Source organism: Corynebacterium sp. 22-2729 (genome assembly GCF_053479475.1).
Genome location: NZ_JBRBCA010000009.1, coordinates 24403 through 38100, shown reverse-complemented (window position 1 = coordinate 38100; position 13698 = coordinate 24403). Strand labels below are relative to the sequence as shown.

General features: G+C 59.3%; 14 protein-coding genes. 5 read left to right on the top strand and 9 right to left on the bottom strand.

Annotation, left to right across the window (positions count from 1 at the left end; translation table 11 throughout):
• Positions 1 to 3 precede the first annotated feature (3 nt).
• Entirely contained in the window at positions 4 to 1008 is a 1005-nt protein-coding gene (locus ACUY2T_RS07690) for a LysR family transcriptional regulator (protein ID WP_448308153.1), read from the bottom strand.
• A gap of 70 nt (positions 1009 to 1078) precedes the next feature.
• Between ACUY2T_RS07690 and ACUY2T_RS07685 the strand changes: the two genes are divergently transcribed.
• Complete coding sequence (locus tag ACUY2T_RS07685; RefSeq protein ID WP_448308152.1) at positions 1079 to 2083, top strand: SLAC1 family transporter; 1005 nt, start codon at positions 1079 to 1081, stop codon at positions 2081 to 2083.
• A gap of 26 nt (positions 2084 to 2109) precedes the next feature.
• Here the strand turns inward: ACUY2T_RS07685 and ACUY2T_RS07680 are convergent, their stop codons facing one another.
• Both ACUY2T_RS07680 and glyA read right to left on the bottom strand, forming a co-directional pair.
• Complete coding sequence (locus ACUY2T_RS07680; protein ID WP_448308151.1) at positions 2110 to 2718, bottom strand: isochorismatase family protein; 609 nt, start codon at positions 2716 to 2718, stop codon at positions 2110 to 2112.
• 70 nt (positions 2719 to 2788) lie between these two features.
• Complete coding sequence (gene glyA, locus ACUY2T_RS07675) at positions 2789 to 4099, bottom strand: serine hydroxymethyltransferase (protein WP_448308150.1); 1311 nt, start codon at positions 4097 to 4099, stop codon at positions 2789 to 2791.
• A gap of 205 nt (positions 4100 to 4304) precedes the next feature.
• Here glyA and coaA point away from each other — a divergent pair, with 205 nt between their 5' ends.
• The gene (gene coaA, locus ACUY2T_RS07670) at positions 4305 to 5222 is read left to right on the top strand and encodes a type I pantothenate kinase (RefSeq protein ID WP_448308149.1); all 918 of its coding nucleotides are present in this window, start codon (positions 4305 to 4307) and stop codon (positions 5220 to 5222) included.
• 14 nt (positions 5223 to 5236) lie between these two features.
• On the opposite strand, the gene ACUY2T_RS07665 is transcribed toward coaA, so the two are convergent.
• From ACUY2T_RS07665 to mca, 3 genes are all read right to left on the bottom strand, one after another.
• Positions 5237 to 6007, bottom strand: coding sequence for an isoprenyl transferase (locus tag ACUY2T_RS07665; RefSeq protein WP_448308148.1), 771 nt, complete (start codon positions 6005 to 6007; stop codon positions 5237 to 5239).
• Between the two features lie 10 nt (positions 6008 to 6017).
• A complete protein-coding gene (locus ACUY2T_RS07660) occupies positions 6018 to 6461 on the bottom strand; it encodes a hypothetical protein (protein ID WP_293791022.1) in 444 nt (147 codons plus the stop codon).
• Positions 6462 to 6564: 103 nt separating this feature from the next.
• Positions 6565 to 7464, bottom strand: coding sequence for a mycothiol conjugate amidase Mca (gene mca / locus ACUY2T_RS07655; protein ID WP_448308147.1), 900 nt, complete (start codon positions 7462 to 7464; stop codon positions 6565 to 6567).
• Positions 7465 to 7573: 109 nt separating this feature from the next.
• Here mca and ACUY2T_RS07650 point away from each other — a divergent pair, with 109 nt between their 5' ends.
• Positions 7574 to 8008 (top strand): DUF4307 domain-containing protein, encoded by a 435-nt coding sequence (locus ACUY2T_RS07650; protein WP_448308146.1) that lies wholly within the window; start codon positions 7574 to 7576, stop codon positions 8006 to 8008.
• A gap of 124 nt (positions 8009 to 8132) precedes the next feature.
• Positions 8133 to 8654, top strand: a complete 522-nt coding sequence (greA, locus tag ACUY2T_RS07645; RefSeq protein ID WP_011273903.1) for a transcription elongation factor GreA — start codon at positions 8133 to 8135, stop codon at positions 8652 to 8654.
• Between the two features lie 522 nt (positions 8655 to 9176).
• Here greA and ACUY2T_RS07640 read toward each other — a convergent pair.
• Positions 9177 to 10067 (bottom strand): Bax inhibitor-1/YccA family protein, encoded by an 891-nt coding sequence (locus tag ACUY2T_RS07640; RefSeq protein ID WP_448308145.1) that lies wholly within the window; start codon positions 10065 to 10067, stop codon positions 9177 to 9179.
• 206 nt (positions 10068 to 10273) lie between these two features.
• On the opposite strand from ACUY2T_RS07640, the gene ACUY2T_RS07635 reads away from it, so the two are divergent.
• On the top strand, positions 10274 to 11875 hold the full coding sequence (locus ACUY2T_RS07635) for a succinic semialdehyde dehydrogenase (protein ID WP_448308144.1): 1602 nt from the start codon (positions 10274 to 10276) through the stop codon (positions 11873 to 11875).
• Between the two features lie 7 nt (positions 11876 to 11882).
• Here the strand turns inward: ACUY2T_RS07635 and ACUY2T_RS07630 are convergent, their stop codons facing one another.
• On the bottom strand, positions 11883 to 12941 hold the full coding sequence (locus tag ACUY2T_RS07630) for an NAD(P)-binding domain-containing protein (RefSeq protein WP_448308143.1): 1059 nt from the start codon (positions 12939 to 12941) through the stop codon (positions 11883 to 11885).
• 6 nt (positions 12942 to 12947) lie between these two features.
• Positions 12948 to 13646: an SDR family oxidoreductase gene (locus tag ACUY2T_RS07625; protein WP_293791016.1), complete on the bottom strand. Its 699-nt coding sequence runs from the start codon at positions 13644 to 13646 to the stop codon at positions 12948 to 12950.
• Positions 13647 to 13698: the final 52 nt, after the last annotated feature.

Below are 13698 nucleotides of genomic sequence, written 5' to 3'. Positions count from 1 at the left end.
ACTCTAGGCCATCTGCCCGTCAGCTTGGCTCGCAAGGAAGCTCAGGAAACGGAGGGCCGGCTCGGAGAGGCGGTTCTTCGAGCTCCACACCACTCGCAGCGGCCGGTCGAACTTGACTCCGGCCACCGGAACCTCCACGTACTGCCCAGTAGCTAGTTGCGACGCTACGGCTCTTCGCGCGATCACCCCTGGCGCCCCGATCGCACCGATTGCCGTACGTTGAGCCCCCAGGGAACCAAATTCCCCCGCCGGTGGAGCGAGCTCGCCCAACACTGCCTCCACCACTTCCCTGGTGCCGCTTCCCGGTTCGCGTAGCACCAAAGGCGTGGACTTCAACTCGTTTTTCGTCACTATTTTTTCTCTTGACGCCGTTTTCCCCGGCTTAGTGTCCGAATGACCATGATCGTTGGCCTGCGCCCAGGGGTGTTCTGCAGGTGCGACAACCACCAGTTCATCGTGCCCCAGCACCCGCTGGTGCAGTTCGTGTGTGACCCAGTTTCCCTCTACTACCGCCAGTTCCGCCTGGCCCTGGACAACCTGGCGCTGCGCCTCTTGGCTATTGAGTTGCCGCATATGCAGATGAGTCTGTGGGCTGGTGCGCAAATACTTCGCTGCCCAACGTGGGTAATCCAATTCCGCCACGGTGTTCGAGGCCACGAGTTTAACCTCTTCGACAACGCCTTCTCCCAGTGCTTCTTCAAGGCCACGAGCGCATTCGTCGAGCGCTTCTTCTAGGCTCTCCAGTGCGCGGACGACCTGGCGGCCTACCTCCGTGGTGGAACTCCCTGCGGCTCCGCGCCAGAAGATGCGCGCATCTAGGTGTTTTTCCAACTTGGCAATGCGCATACTGACAGTCTGTTGCGAGACGTTCAGATGCTCTGCGGCCCGGTTCATGCCTCCATACCGAGCGACAGCGAGGACGGAATCTACTGTGAGGGCGTCAGGAACAAAGCCACGTTGAGCAGGGAAAGAATCCCCTTCGTTATCAAGATTCCTTTGGGGGTACATGCATTCATTGTAACCCTGTCCAGCACATACACTCTCCCGCTACTGCCGAGCACTGCCTAGCCTCGAGAATATGAGTACGAAGCACAGCAAGCCCGACCTACCGCCCCTAGGCCCCGGTTGGGCCGGAGCGGTGATGGGGCTGGGCATCACGGCGTCACTCATTGACATTCACCTGAGCTCAACGCTGGGGCACCTCCCTGCCGAGCTAATGCTTGGCGTGGCGACACTCCTCGCTTTGGCTCTCACCGTGGGGTTCCTTAGACATCGCAACCCGGGTTTCCACTCGAGCGCCATGCCGGCATGGGGAATGGCTTCCATGGGCATCCTCGCCTTGGGAAGTGCCTACTCCCTCATCTTCAGCAGCTGGTCAGTTCACACCTTCTGCTGGACCGTAGGGACCGTCCTTGGCGCGATCACGTGCGTGAAGTTCTTCCGCTATCTCTTTGTTAGCCGCCCAGCTCCCGCCTTTACCTGCGGGCTGCCCCTAGTAGCGCCTATGGTTGCCGCTACCGCCTCGGCTCAGCTGGCACCCCATGTGGGTGAGTGGGGCTCAACTGTGCACGGAATCGGGGTCGCATGCTTTGCCCTGGCCTGGGTGACGGCAGTACCGACATTTGCCTTCATCTACGCGCGCACCTTCCCGATCATCCCCGCCCAGTTCGCCACCACCGCGTGGATTCCGCTGGGACTCGTCGGCCAGTCCACCGTGGCCGCACAGTTGCTTGCGGGTAACCAGTGGCACTTCCGTGCCACGGTCTACGGCTTAGTAATACTGAGCGTTGGTATTCCCCTCGCCGGCTACGCCATTGTCGAACACTGGGGAACAGCCCTGGGCAGTACCCCCATGCCTTATAACCCCACCTGGTGGGCCAGCACTTTCCCCGTGGGTACGTGCTGTCTTGGAACCCATACTCTGGCCGAAAAATCCACAAATTCCACGCTTCCGGTTTGGGATCTGGGATGGATGGACACCCTCAGCGCCGCCCTGCTGGCTTTACTTCTGCTGCACGTCATTTGGGCAGCATTCGGGGCTCGCAAGCTATCACGGCGACCGGACATCGCAATTGCCGACTAGCACGAAAGCAATGGGTGGGAGATGGCCTAGCCGCGGATGATCTCCGCGCCTGCGTCTTCCAGCTCCTGAATAGCGGACTTGCCGCCCTGCTCAGTCACCGCCGAGCACAGTTGCTCGATGACGCGCACGTGGAACCCAGCATTCAAAGCATCCAGCGCCGTGGCACGGACGCAGAAATCGGTGGCGATGCCCACAATCGTGACGTGTTCAACCTCCAAAGAGTTCAGCCACTGCTGTAGTGTCTGATCTTCGCCAGCCAGGTGGCCTTCGAAGCCCGAGTAGGCAGCGGTGTATTCCCCCTTGTGGAACCATACATCCACTAGCTCAGGGTTGAGCTCTGCACAGGGGTGTGCGCCATGAGTGTCGGCCACACAGTGAACGGGCCAGGTGTTCTTGTAGTCTGGCTCCTCACCCTCGGGCGCGAAATGGCCTTTGGGGTTGATATGCCAGTCGAGCGTGCCGACGATCGGAGGACGGGAAGCAACGGCTTCGCCATCTACACCTACTACCTTGCGCAACCAGGCATTGATACCGCGAGCGACATCCACGCCACGGGCGGTACCAAGGGATCCATCGACGAAGTCATTTTGAACGTCGACGACGATGATTGCCTTTTTCGAGCGGGTGTTGACCATTCCCGTTCCTTTGTCCTCCGGTCCTCAGTTTTTAGTCGCCAGCTAGTGGCAAGCGACTAGTGCAGCTGACCTAAACCAGCTTCCAGTCTTCCAGGCCGTCGTACAGAGGGAAGTCCTCTGCAATCTTGTCCACGCGGGCGCGGAGAGCGGACACGTCCGCATTACCGGCCAGAGCGGTACCGATGACATCGGCAACCTCGGTGAAGGCCTCCGTATCGAGCCCACGGGAAGCCAGGGCGGAGGTACCGATGCGCAGGCCGGAGGTGACCATCGGCGGACGTGGATCGAAAGGCACAGCGTTGCGGTTAACGGTGATGCCAACCTCGTGCAGCAGATCCTCACCCTGCTGGCCATCCAGCTGAGAGTTGCGCAGATCTACCAGCACCAGGTGCACGTCAGTGCCACCCGTGAGGACCTGAACGCCAGCGTCCTTCGTATCCTGTGCGTTCAGACGCTCAGCCAGGATCTTTGCGCCTTCCAAAGTGCGCTTCTGGCGGTCACGGAACTCATCGGTCTGCGCAACCTTCATGGCCACAGCCTTCGCAGCAACAGCGTGCATCAGCGGGCCACCCTGCTGGCCTGGGAAGACCGAAGAGTTCAGCTTCTTGGCGTACTCCTGCTTAGCCAAGATCATGCCGGAACGCGGCCCACCCAGCGTCTTGTGCACCGTGGTGGAGACAACGTCTGCATGCGGAACCGGGGACGGGTGCAGGTCGGCGGCTACCAGACCAGCGAAGTGCGCCATGTCCACCCACAGCTTCGCACCAACCTCTTCCGCGATGGACTTGAACGCTGCGAAGTCCTGGTGGCGTGGGTATGCGGACCAGCCGGCGATCAGTACCTGTGGCTTCTCAGCGAGAGCCTGCTCGCGGATCTTGTCCATATCCAGGCGGAAGGTCTCCGGGTCGACCTCGTAGGCGACAACCTCGTAAAGCTTGCCCGAGAAGTTCAGGTGCATGCCGTGCGTCAGGTGACCGCCATGCGCCAGGGACAGACCCATGATCTTGTCACCCGGATTAGCCAGCGACATCAGCACAGCGGCATTGGCCTGTGCACCGGCGTGCGGCTGAACATTGGCGAACTCCGCGCCGAAGACCTGCTTGGCGCGGTCGCGGGCCAGGTCCTCAACGACGTCCACGTGCTCGCAACCACCGTAGTAACGACGACCCGGGTAGCCCTCGGCGTACTTGTTAGTCAGAACCGAACCCTGTGCCTGCAATACGGCACGCGGAACAAAGTTCTCCGAGGCGATCATCTCCAGCGTGGTGCGCTGACGTCGCAGCTCACCCGCGATAGCCTCCGCAACCTGCGGATCCAGCTCCGCCAGAGGAGTGTTGTGCTGTAAGGAGTTCTGTGTGGACGAATTCTGCGGAGAAGTCACGTCGACGAGGGCCTTCCATTTGTGGATGAAAATGTGGACGAAATGAAATAAGGCGAAAGATAGAACTTTTGCTTATCTGCCCCACCATCATAGCGAGTGGTTAGGACACCACCCCAGGCAACCCAGCTCACCGGCTCGAACTCTCCGATACTTCCTTTCCCCCTTTCAATTTCACCTTGCCCCTTTTTCGGGGCACAATGGGGCTATGACTTCCCCCAGCCCTTACATTGAGCTGGACCGTACTCAGTGGCGCACCTTAAGAAAGTCGATGCCCCAGGTCCTCACCGAAGATGAACTGGAACAACTCCGCGGCATCGGCGACGAAATCGACCTGGAAGAGGTCTCCGAGGTCTACCTCCCGCTGTCCCGCCTGATTTTCCTACGCGTCGAGGCGCACCGCAGGCTCAACGCCGCCACCGAAACCTTCCTGGGCGAGCCTTTGCCACCAATCCCCTACATCATTGGTGTGTGTGGTTCCGTAGCCGTCGGCAAGTCCACAACCGCCCGTGTGCTGCAGGTTCTGTTGCAGCGTTGGGAGACAAACCCGCGGGTGGATCTCGTCACCACCGACGGCTTCCTGCTGCCCACCGCCGAGCTGGAACGTCGCAGACTCATGCACCGAAAGGGCTTCCCGGAATCCTATGACCAGGCCGAATTGCTGAGCTTTGTTACCAAGGTGAAATCCGGCACCCAGAAGGTTGAAGCGCCCGTGTACTCACACGAGGCCTACGACCGAATCCCCGGCGAAACGATCACGGTCGATCGCCCGGATATTCTTATCGTCGAGGGATTGAATGTCTTGCAGACTGGCCCCACCCTCATGGTGTCCGACCTCTTTGACTTCTCCGTCTACGTCGACGCCCGGCGTGAGGACATCGAAGACTGGTATATCGACCGCTTCCTACGCCTCAAGAACACCGCATTTAAGGATCCGGAGGCTCACTTCCACCACTTCGCCGACCTCAGCGATGAAGAGGCCACTCTTGTCGCCCGCGAGATCTGGCAGACCGTGAACCTTCCCAACCTGATGGAGAACATTCTGCCCACCCGTGTGCGTGCCTCCTTGGTTCTTCGCAAGGGACCCGATCACCTAGTGCAAAAGGTGCGCATGCGGAAAATCTAGGCTCCAGAAATCCTCTACAGCCCAAAGCGACGATGCCGCTGCGAGTAATCACGCAACGCACGTAGGAAATCTACGCGCCTAAAGGCTGGCCAATACGTATCCGTAAACCAAATCTCGGAGTAAGCCGACTGCCACAAGAGGAACCCCGACAATCGCTGCTCCCCTGACGTCCGAATCACCAGATCCGGATCCGGCTGACCAGAGGTATACATGTGGTTGCCCAACGCCTCCGCCGTAATGGCCTCTGCCATATCCTCCGGCGCGGTTCCCTGCTCAGCCAGTTCAGCCACCAGGGTCTGCACAGCGTCCACGATCTCCTGGCGGCCTCCATAACCCACCGCCACGTTCACACGCACACCTTTGTGATCCTTCGTCTTGGCCTGGTTTTCCTCTAAACGAACACGCAGCTGCTCCGGCAAAAGTTCTAGGTGGCCGACGGTCCTTAGCTGGAATCCGGCGTCGGAATCCGCCAGTTCTTCCGCAACATCGCCGATGATGCTGCACAACAGCGAGAGCTCCTCCGCAGAGCGCTTCAAATTCTCGGTGCTGAGCAAGTAGACGGTTACGGTCTCAATTCCCAGCTCATCGCACCAGCCGCACATCTCCGCGATCTTCTTCGCCCCCACGCGGTGACCATGCGAAACATCCGTGAACCCATTCTCACGTGCCCAGCGCCGATTGCCATCGGCCATGATGGCAACGTGCTTCGGCATAGGCTTTTCTCGCAGCGAACGCGCTAAGCTCGCCTCATATGCCGGGTAGAGCAGTTGGGGGATACGATTCACAATCTTGATCTTACTGCTTCGGCGGTTCTTCGCGGTCTGCCTTCTCGGCTTTCTCAGCGTTTTCGACGCCCTTAGCTCGCGCCCGTTCAGCGTCAATAGCAGCCGGCCCCGTGAGTGTGCCGGAGGAGGGCAAGAAACGATCGTCGGTCTGTGGCACCTCGGTGCGGGCGAACATGGATCGCTTGCTAGCAGTCTCGTCAAAGCCCTCAGCCTTCATCGCTGCTTCCAGCTTCTCCGTGTCGAAGAGGCTAATACCACGTGCCTCAGCAAAGGCCTGACGGCGCTCGAGGCGACGGATGCGCTTGTTCATAGCGAAGCCAATGAGCAACACGACCAGAAGCAGAATGAGGATTACGAACAGGCCGATGGGTGCAGCCTTGCCAAACTCTGCACCCTTTGGGCCAGTGCGCTCTGCCTGCGCCAAGATCCACGTGGCAGTGCTGGCGGTGTTCATCGCTGGAAACTCCTTAAGTCCTCTTTGGCCATCAACTGTAGTTTGTCGGCTGCGTGTGGGAAAACCTGAGCAGCTAGAACTAGTTCAGCGGGCGGCGCTGATACTAGTCCAAGCCTGCAAACAGATCCGTCTCCGGGATCTCGCTGTGCACGCGCGACTGCGCCAGCTCGAACTCCTCGGTGGGCCAGATCTTCTGCTGCAGCTCTGTGTCCGCCAAGAAGAACGCTCCCTTCGGATCGATCTGGGTACGGTGAGCTCGCAGAGCATCGTCGCGACGATCAAACCAATCGGCAACATTTACACGAGTCGTCACCCGGGACAGAATATCCGGCAGTTGCTTCCACAACTCCAAGTGCTGGACGACATTCTCGGGCAGCTGCACGCCCTGTTCATACAGTGCGGTTGCTAGATCCTCGAAGCGTTCGCGAATAAAGCCGTGGGTGTAGTAGAGCTTTTTAGGCTCCCAAGGTTCCCCCAGCTCCGGGTGGAAATCTGGATCACCGGCAGCCTCCCAAGCGCGCATGGATACCGCGTGTACCTTGATGTGATCCGGGTGCGGGTATCCCCCGTGCTCGTCATACGTGATGATCACGTGCGGGCGGAACTCGCGGATCACTCGCACGACATCCTTCGTGACTTCCTCCGTATCCTGCAGCGCAAAGCACCCCTCCGGCAGAGGTGGCTTCGGATCCCCCTCCGGCAGGCCGGAATCCTCATAGCCCAGCCATTCGTGTTCTACTCCCAGGATGTTTGCGGCTTTGGCCATCTCCTCACGGCGCACCTCGATCATCTCGCCGATGCCCTGCTCCGCCACGGACTGCATCTCCGGGTTCAAAATGTCCCCCCGCTCGCCGCCGGTACAGGTTAGCACCTTCACCCGGTGGCCTTCGTCGACATAACGTGCCATGGTCGCCGCACCCTTGCTGGACTCATCGTCCGGGTGCGCATGGATAGCCAGCAGACGGTATCGCGAATCGGCGGCGGAAGATGTCGTATTACTCACGCTTTCACAATCTACTATTCATCCCTCCCCTACCCAATAAAATCGCCGCCTGGAGTGGGCTGGGGATGAAGGCGTCATAAAGAAAGGGGTGGGCTAGACTAGAGACATCATGAACGCGGCGAAGAACAGCATCCAAGAAGAGCGTTACGGCGAAACACGCAACCAGAAATTCTCCGGGAAAATCGTTGTGGTGATCCTGGCGGTCATGCTGGCCGCGGCGCTGGCCTACGCGGTGAATCAATACTTGCGCACGTCGGATGCGGACGTAACGGCCCAGGAATCCGGTGGCGAGATCGTTTCGGATGAGCGCATGACAATGAGCATCGACGTGACTCGCAAGGATCCCCAGAAGGCTGCCTATTGCATCGTCACAGCTCTGGATTATGACAAAAACGAAGTCGGACGCCGCGAGTTCGTCATCCCCGCCGGTGGCGAGAGCGTGCAGCGATTCAAGGTTGACATTCCGACCCGCGAACGAGGCTACGCGGCCACTGCCTATGGTTGCTCCAGCACGCTTGCCCCTCACCTAAATCCGCAAAACTAGCGCCTGCCTTGGCAGTCTGTCTCCGGCTCCTACGCTAAATGCTAGACTTTCCACGCCTATTGATTAATCTATTGACGCCCACGTGGGAGACCGCGTGAACCTTCAACGAAGACGGGAGAACCCAATGGCCGAGAACCAGACTCGCTGGCTGACTCAGGAATCTTACGACCGACTGAACGCGGAGCTGACGGCTCTGAAGGAGAACCGTCCGGTGCTGGCCGCTGAGATTAACGAGCGCCGTGAAGAAGGTGACTTGAAGGAGAACGGTGGCTACCACGCGGCTCGCGAGCAGCAGGGTCAGGAGGAGGCACGCATCACCTACCTGGAGGAGCTGCTGGATAGCGCCACTATCGGTGAGGCTCCGCAGGAGTCCGGCGTGGCACTGGTTGGTTCCGTGATCCACGTCTACTACGACGGTGACGAGGACGATAAGGAGACCTTCCTGATCGGCACCCGTGGCCTGGAGTCCTCCAACCCTGATTTGGAGACTTACTCCACCGATGCACCGCTGGGCGCGGCCATTGTCGGTGCTAAGGTCGGCGAGACCCGCGAGTACCAGACTCCCGCCGGGGATACCGTCTCTGTGACGATCGTTTCTGCTGAGCCTTACGACCCCGACCTGGACGTTCCGCGCGCGGATCAGTAGTTTCCGACTGGCGGTGGTTGCTGGCTGTGGTGTGGCAATGGCATTTGCTGCAGCTGGCGATGGTTTTGTAAACCAGAAATGAAAAGGGCGCCTGCGGGCGCCCTTTTTCTTGTTCCAGGGGACGATTTGGGGTCTCCTAGCCTCAGGAAAGGGTCTGCCCCGCCCCTTCCAAGCCCGTCTTTTGCTGCGGAATGTCGCTAGATCGGGAATCTGTTATTGCAATCCATTCCCTTTTCATCAAAACAGCAGGTCAGAGAGTTGCTCAAAATTCGCACCGGACGAAAACGCTTCTACTTTCCCGATCTAGCGACATTCCCCGCCGACCACACCTCTGCAAGTGCCACAGCCACCGGCTGATGAGCAATTCCAGCGGAAGCAACAGCCCACAAGCAGGTCAGCGGAAGCAGCAGTCGGCACAGGACAGCAAAAGGGAGCCCCCGGGAAAATCCGGAGGCTCCCAGCGCTCGGCGCCCCATTATGCAAGGCGCCTGAACCTCAAGGCACTAGCTCTAACCTTTCCTGCTAGTCCCTGAAGTAAGAGAGCAGGCGCAGGATCTCGGTGTAAAGCCAGACCAGGGTCACAGCCAGCCCCATTGCCACGCCCCAAGCCATCTTGGATGGAACACCAGCACGTACCATGCGATCAGCCTGGTCAAAGTCCAGCAGGAAGCTCATCGCTGCAATACCAATGCAGACCAGGGAGAAGACAATGGCGATCGGGCCACCGTCGCGCAGAATACCTGCAGATCCCGTGACCAGCGCAAACACCAGGTTGCCCAGCGCCAATACCAGCACGCCGATCATTGCCCCCACCATGAAACGGGTGAACTTCGGCGTTACCCGAATGGCGCCCGTCTTGTAAACAAACAGCATGCCAATGAAGACGCCAATGGTGCCCAATACCGCCTGGGCGATCAACATGCCGGCGTCGGAATCACCGACCGCAGCACCGGAAAGCAAGAAGGTAAAGCCACCGACGAACAAGCCCTCAAAAGCCGCGTAGGTCAGAGTAACGGGAGCAGAATCGTACTTCTTGCCGAAAGCCGAAATCAGAACAGCAATCAGGCCACCGATCATGCCAACGAAAGTGAGCATCATTGCCAGGTCCGGGCTGCTGAGTCCAATGATGAAGTTCACCACTGCAAGTGCGACGATCACTGCCAGGGTGATGCCGGTTTTGGTGACAACATCGTCGACAGTCATCGGACGGTCGGCAGTCCCGGCCTGACCGTAGTTGGCAGCATCCTGCATGCCATAGCCCATAGCTGCGGTCTGTACGCCACTGTGGGCGGAGGTTGCGTAGGGGTTCATCCCCTGCTGCGGGCCGTAACCGCCCTGGTTTCCTTGCTGAGCAAAGGGGTGCCGGCCTTGGTTCTTGGCCAGCGACCCCATGAACGGGTTCGAGCTTTTCATTCCTTACTCTCCATTTTCTGCTGGTCATTGTGGAAGTTGGAAGCCACCAATCAACCGACCAGTGCACTTCCACCCTTTCGCGTACATCCTACCAACGTCTAAGCCTCCTCAAATGTTCCCAACACACATCAATTTACAACCTTTGTTTGCTTAAAAAACTTTTAGAACGAACACACTTCCCCAGCCTTTTAGGTAGTCTCCCAAACATGAAACGAACCAATTACAAGCGTCTTTCCGTAGCCGCTCTTCCTGCTGATCTAGAAGTAGAGCTGCGTAACCTCACCACCAATGCCCGCCTGCATAACCTCGATAATGATTACGACGGCAAGCGTCTCGACATCGAAGCCCCTTTCCTGGGTGAGACCATCGGCTGGGTCGCCAGCGGCTCTGCCGAAGATGTCACCGAAGCTTTCCGTTTCGCCCGCCGTGCCCAGCAGTCGTGGGTTCATGTCCCCTTTGCAGAGCGTAAGCGCATCTTCCGCCGCTTCCATGATCTTGTGCTGAAGAACTCAGACCTCCTCTGTGACATGGTGCAGCTGGAAACTGGCAAGAACCGCGCTAGCTCGTTCGACGAGGTCATGGACGTTGCCAACAACGCCCGCTACTACGCCAACAACGTCGAGAAGTTCATGAAGCCCCGCAAGCGTGCTTCCGCGATGTCGATCATGGCGAAGTCGATTGAGTACCGTCACCCCCTCGGCGTCGTCGGCCAAATTAGCCCGTGGAATTACCCGCTCTCCCTGGGCATCGGCGACGCGATTCCCGCACTTATCGCCGGCAACGCCGTAGTTGCCAAGCCCGACTCCGCTACACCGTTCACCGCGCTTTTGATCTTTAAGCTGCTTTTCGACGCCGGGCTGCCGCGCGACCTGGTGCAGTTGGTTACTGGCTCAGGCCGTGTGGTTGGTAGTGCTATCGCAGACCAGTGCGACTTTTTGATGTTCACCGGCTCCACCGCGACGGGCAAGATCCTGGGCGAGCAGGTGGGTCGACGTCTGGTCGGCTACTCTGCCGAGCTGGGTGGCAAGAACCCGCTGATCATCGCCAACGACGCGGACATCAGCTACGCAGCGCGCGGCGCGGTGGATGCTTGTTTCTCCAACTCCGGACAGCTCTGCGTTTCCATCGAACGCATTTATGTGGAGCGGGCGTCCTACGAAGATTTCGTCGGCGCCTTTACTTCGCGCGTGCAGGCGATGAGCATTGGATCCGGGTTTGAATGGGAGACCCAGATGGGATCCCTGGCTTCCGCTGACCAGCTGTCGACCGTCGAGAAGTATGTTGAGGATGCCCGGGCAAAGGGCGCCAACATTGTGTGCGGTGGCCGCAAGCGTCCGGACTTGGGGCCATACTTCTACGAGCCGACCGTCTTGACGGACGTACCGGAGGATGCGCTGCTGCGCACCGAAGAAGTGTTCGGGCCTGTGGTGTACATCGAGCCGGTGGAAGACCTGTACGACGCAATTGAACAAGCCAATGACACGGATTATGGCCTGAATGCTTCTGTTTTCGCTGCTGATGAGACCGCCTGGCAGATCGGCCCGAAGATTGAGTCCGGCTCTGTTGCACTCAATGATGGCTATACCTCCAGCTGGGCGGCCATTGATAACCCGATGGGTGGCATGAAGGAATCTGGCATGTCCCACCGCCACGGCGCGGAAGGGCTGCAGAAGTACACGGCAACGCAGAACGTCACCTCGCAGCGTTTCATGTACTTCCGCGGCCCAGAATCCATGAGCCGCAAGACCTTCTCCACGGTCATGCTGAACCTGCTGAAGACGGGCAAGACCTTCCGACTGCTGCCGTAGTCAGCCCCTATTGCCCACGGGTGGTCGCCACAACCCCGGCGGCTACCCGTTTTGCGTATACGCCCACGCCCGTGATGGTGGCGGAACCTGGTCCCACCCAATCGCCATAGCCCACGAGGAATAGTCCGGGAGGTTGGGGTGAGGGGGCGTCACCAGCAAAGGAAAGCAACCCGCGGAAAGGGCCGAGGGCCGGGCGGAAGCCGGTACACCAGATAAGGTGATCGGCGGAAACGTCGTCGAGGCTGTCGAACATCGGTGTGGCGCGTAGTAGGCCTGCGTCGCGGGTACGGCGGACGGCGGGGAGCATAACGATATCCCCCAAGGATGAATCCGCACCAGGGTCGGTGTGGCCAGCGGAAATGGCATGATAGCGCTCGCGGTTGCGACGAAAGAGCTCGGCACCGTCGATATCATCGGGCATCCAGCGGGGTGCATGGCGGACGTACCAGGTGACGTTACCCCGGCCTCCTTGTTCGCCGTCGAACTCAAGTAGATCGGCCGCAATCTGCGCACCGGAATTAGCCGCACCAACGACGGCTACGGAAGTGCCGGCGAAGCGCTCCGGACCAGGATAAGTGGCCGTGTGCCACTGTGTGCCCTTGAAAGTGCCCGGATAGTAGGGCACGAACGGAGCCGACCACGTGCCCGTTGCCGCCACCACTGTCCGTGCACGCCATGTCCGCGCTGTCCCGCCGTAGTGGCCGTGCAGGTGAAATAGGCCGGTTGGCTCATCGAAGTTCACGCGATCGATGTGGGCTGGGCGGATCACGGGCAAGTTGTAGCGCTGCTCGTATTCGCGCAGGTAGGAAACCACATGGTCGGGTGGCGGGAAACCTTCATATCCCGGCATTGGCATGCCAGGCAGGTTCGAGAAAGTTGTGGCGGAAAAAAGCCTCATCGCCGGCCACATGTGCTGCCAGGCACCGCCTGGCTGGGGTTGCTCGTCGAACACTGCGAAATCTACAGTTCGGCGGCCGCGGCGCTCCTCCCGGCGAAGATAAAACGCAGTAGCCAGAGCCGCTTGTCCACCGCCGACGATGGCGCAGTCTAGAACGTGAGTATCCATGCGTGGTTAGCGCCCGTTAGCAGGGCGAATCGTCAGCGACTCAACCATCGCATCTTCAGTCGCATCAACGGCCAGGCGCACGGCTTTGGCCACGGATTCGGGGCGCATGAACTGCGTTTCGTCGTAGTCTCCCTCGGCGACACCGCGGTGGGCTTGAATCTCACGCTGCATGTCGGAATCGACCTTGCCGGGGTGAATAGAGCTCACACGGATTTTGCCTCGCTGTTCCTCTCGCAGAGCATCGGTGTAGGCGCGCAGCGCGAATTTCGTCGTGGCATATGGGCCAAACCCGGCGCTGGATCGATAGCCCGCGCCAGAGTTGATCGTCACCACAATGCCGTGAGCAGTGTGCAGCGCGCCAAGCAGGCACCGGGTGAGTTCCGCAACAGCGAAAAGATTAATGTCGAAAGCATGTTTCCACTGCTGAGGCGTGGTTTCTGTTACTGGGTCATGGGCCACTACACCGGCGGAATGCACCAATACGTCAAGGCTATCTAGCCCCAGGTCGGCCACCGCGGCGCCGATGGCATCAGTATCGCCAAGATCCGCCACAAATCCCTGCGCGCTAGGAAATTGCTGTGCGACCTCATGTGCCTTGTCTGAGCTACCGCCGATAATCAGGTGGTGATCGTCCTGCAGCTGGTGTGCAATCGCGAGACCAATGCCTCGGGTTCCGCCGGTAATAAGTGCAATCTTGCGATCCATGTTTCGCTTCGTCCTTCCTTTGTCCACAGGCGATTTCCTATGCATTTGTTTT

Coding starts and splice junctions, on each gene's coding strand:
- ACUY2T_RS07630 (WP_448308143.1), bottom strand. CDS start 12,941: ATGGATACTCACGTTCTAGACTGCGCCATCGTCGGCGGTGGACAAGCG.
- ACUY2T_RS07650 (WP_448308146.1), top strand. CDS start 7,574: ATGAACGCGGCGAAGAACAGCATCCAAGAAGAGCGTTACGGCGAAACA.
- coaA (WP_448308149.1), top strand. CDS start 4,305: ATGACTTCCCCCAGCCCTTACATTGAGCTGGACCGTACTCAGTGGCGC.
- ACUY2T_RS07625 (WP_293791016.1), bottom strand. CDS start 13,646: ATGGATCGCAAGATTGCACTTATTACCGGCGGAACCCGAGGCATTGGT.
- ACUY2T_RS07660 (WP_293791022.1), bottom strand. CDS start 6,461: ATGAACACCGCCAGCACTGCCACGTGGATCTTGGCGCAGGCAGAGCGC.
- ACUY2T_RS07635 (WP_448308144.1), top strand. CDS start 10,274: ATGAAACGAACCAATTACAAGCGTCTTTCCGTAGCCGCTCTTCCTGCT.
- ACUY2T_RS07690 (WP_448308153.1), bottom strand. CDS start 1,008: ATGTACCCCCAAAGGAATCTTGATAACGAAGGGGATTCTTTCCCTGCT.
- ACUY2T_RS07680 (WP_448308151.1), bottom strand. CDS start 2,718: ATGGTCAACACCCGCTCGAAAAAGGCAATCATCGTCGTCGACGTTCAA.
- ACUY2T_RS07640 (WP_448308145.1), bottom strand. CDS start 10,067: ATGAAAAGCTCGAACCCGTTCATGGGGTCGCTGGCCAAGAACCAAGGC.
- ACUY2T_RS07685 (WP_448308152.1), top strand. CDS start 1,079: ATGAGTACGAAGCACAGCAAGCCCGACCTACCGCCCCTAGGCCCCGGT.
- greA (WP_011273903.1), top strand. CDS start 8,133: ATGGCCGAGAACCAGACTCGCTGGCTGACTCAGGAATCTTACGACCGA.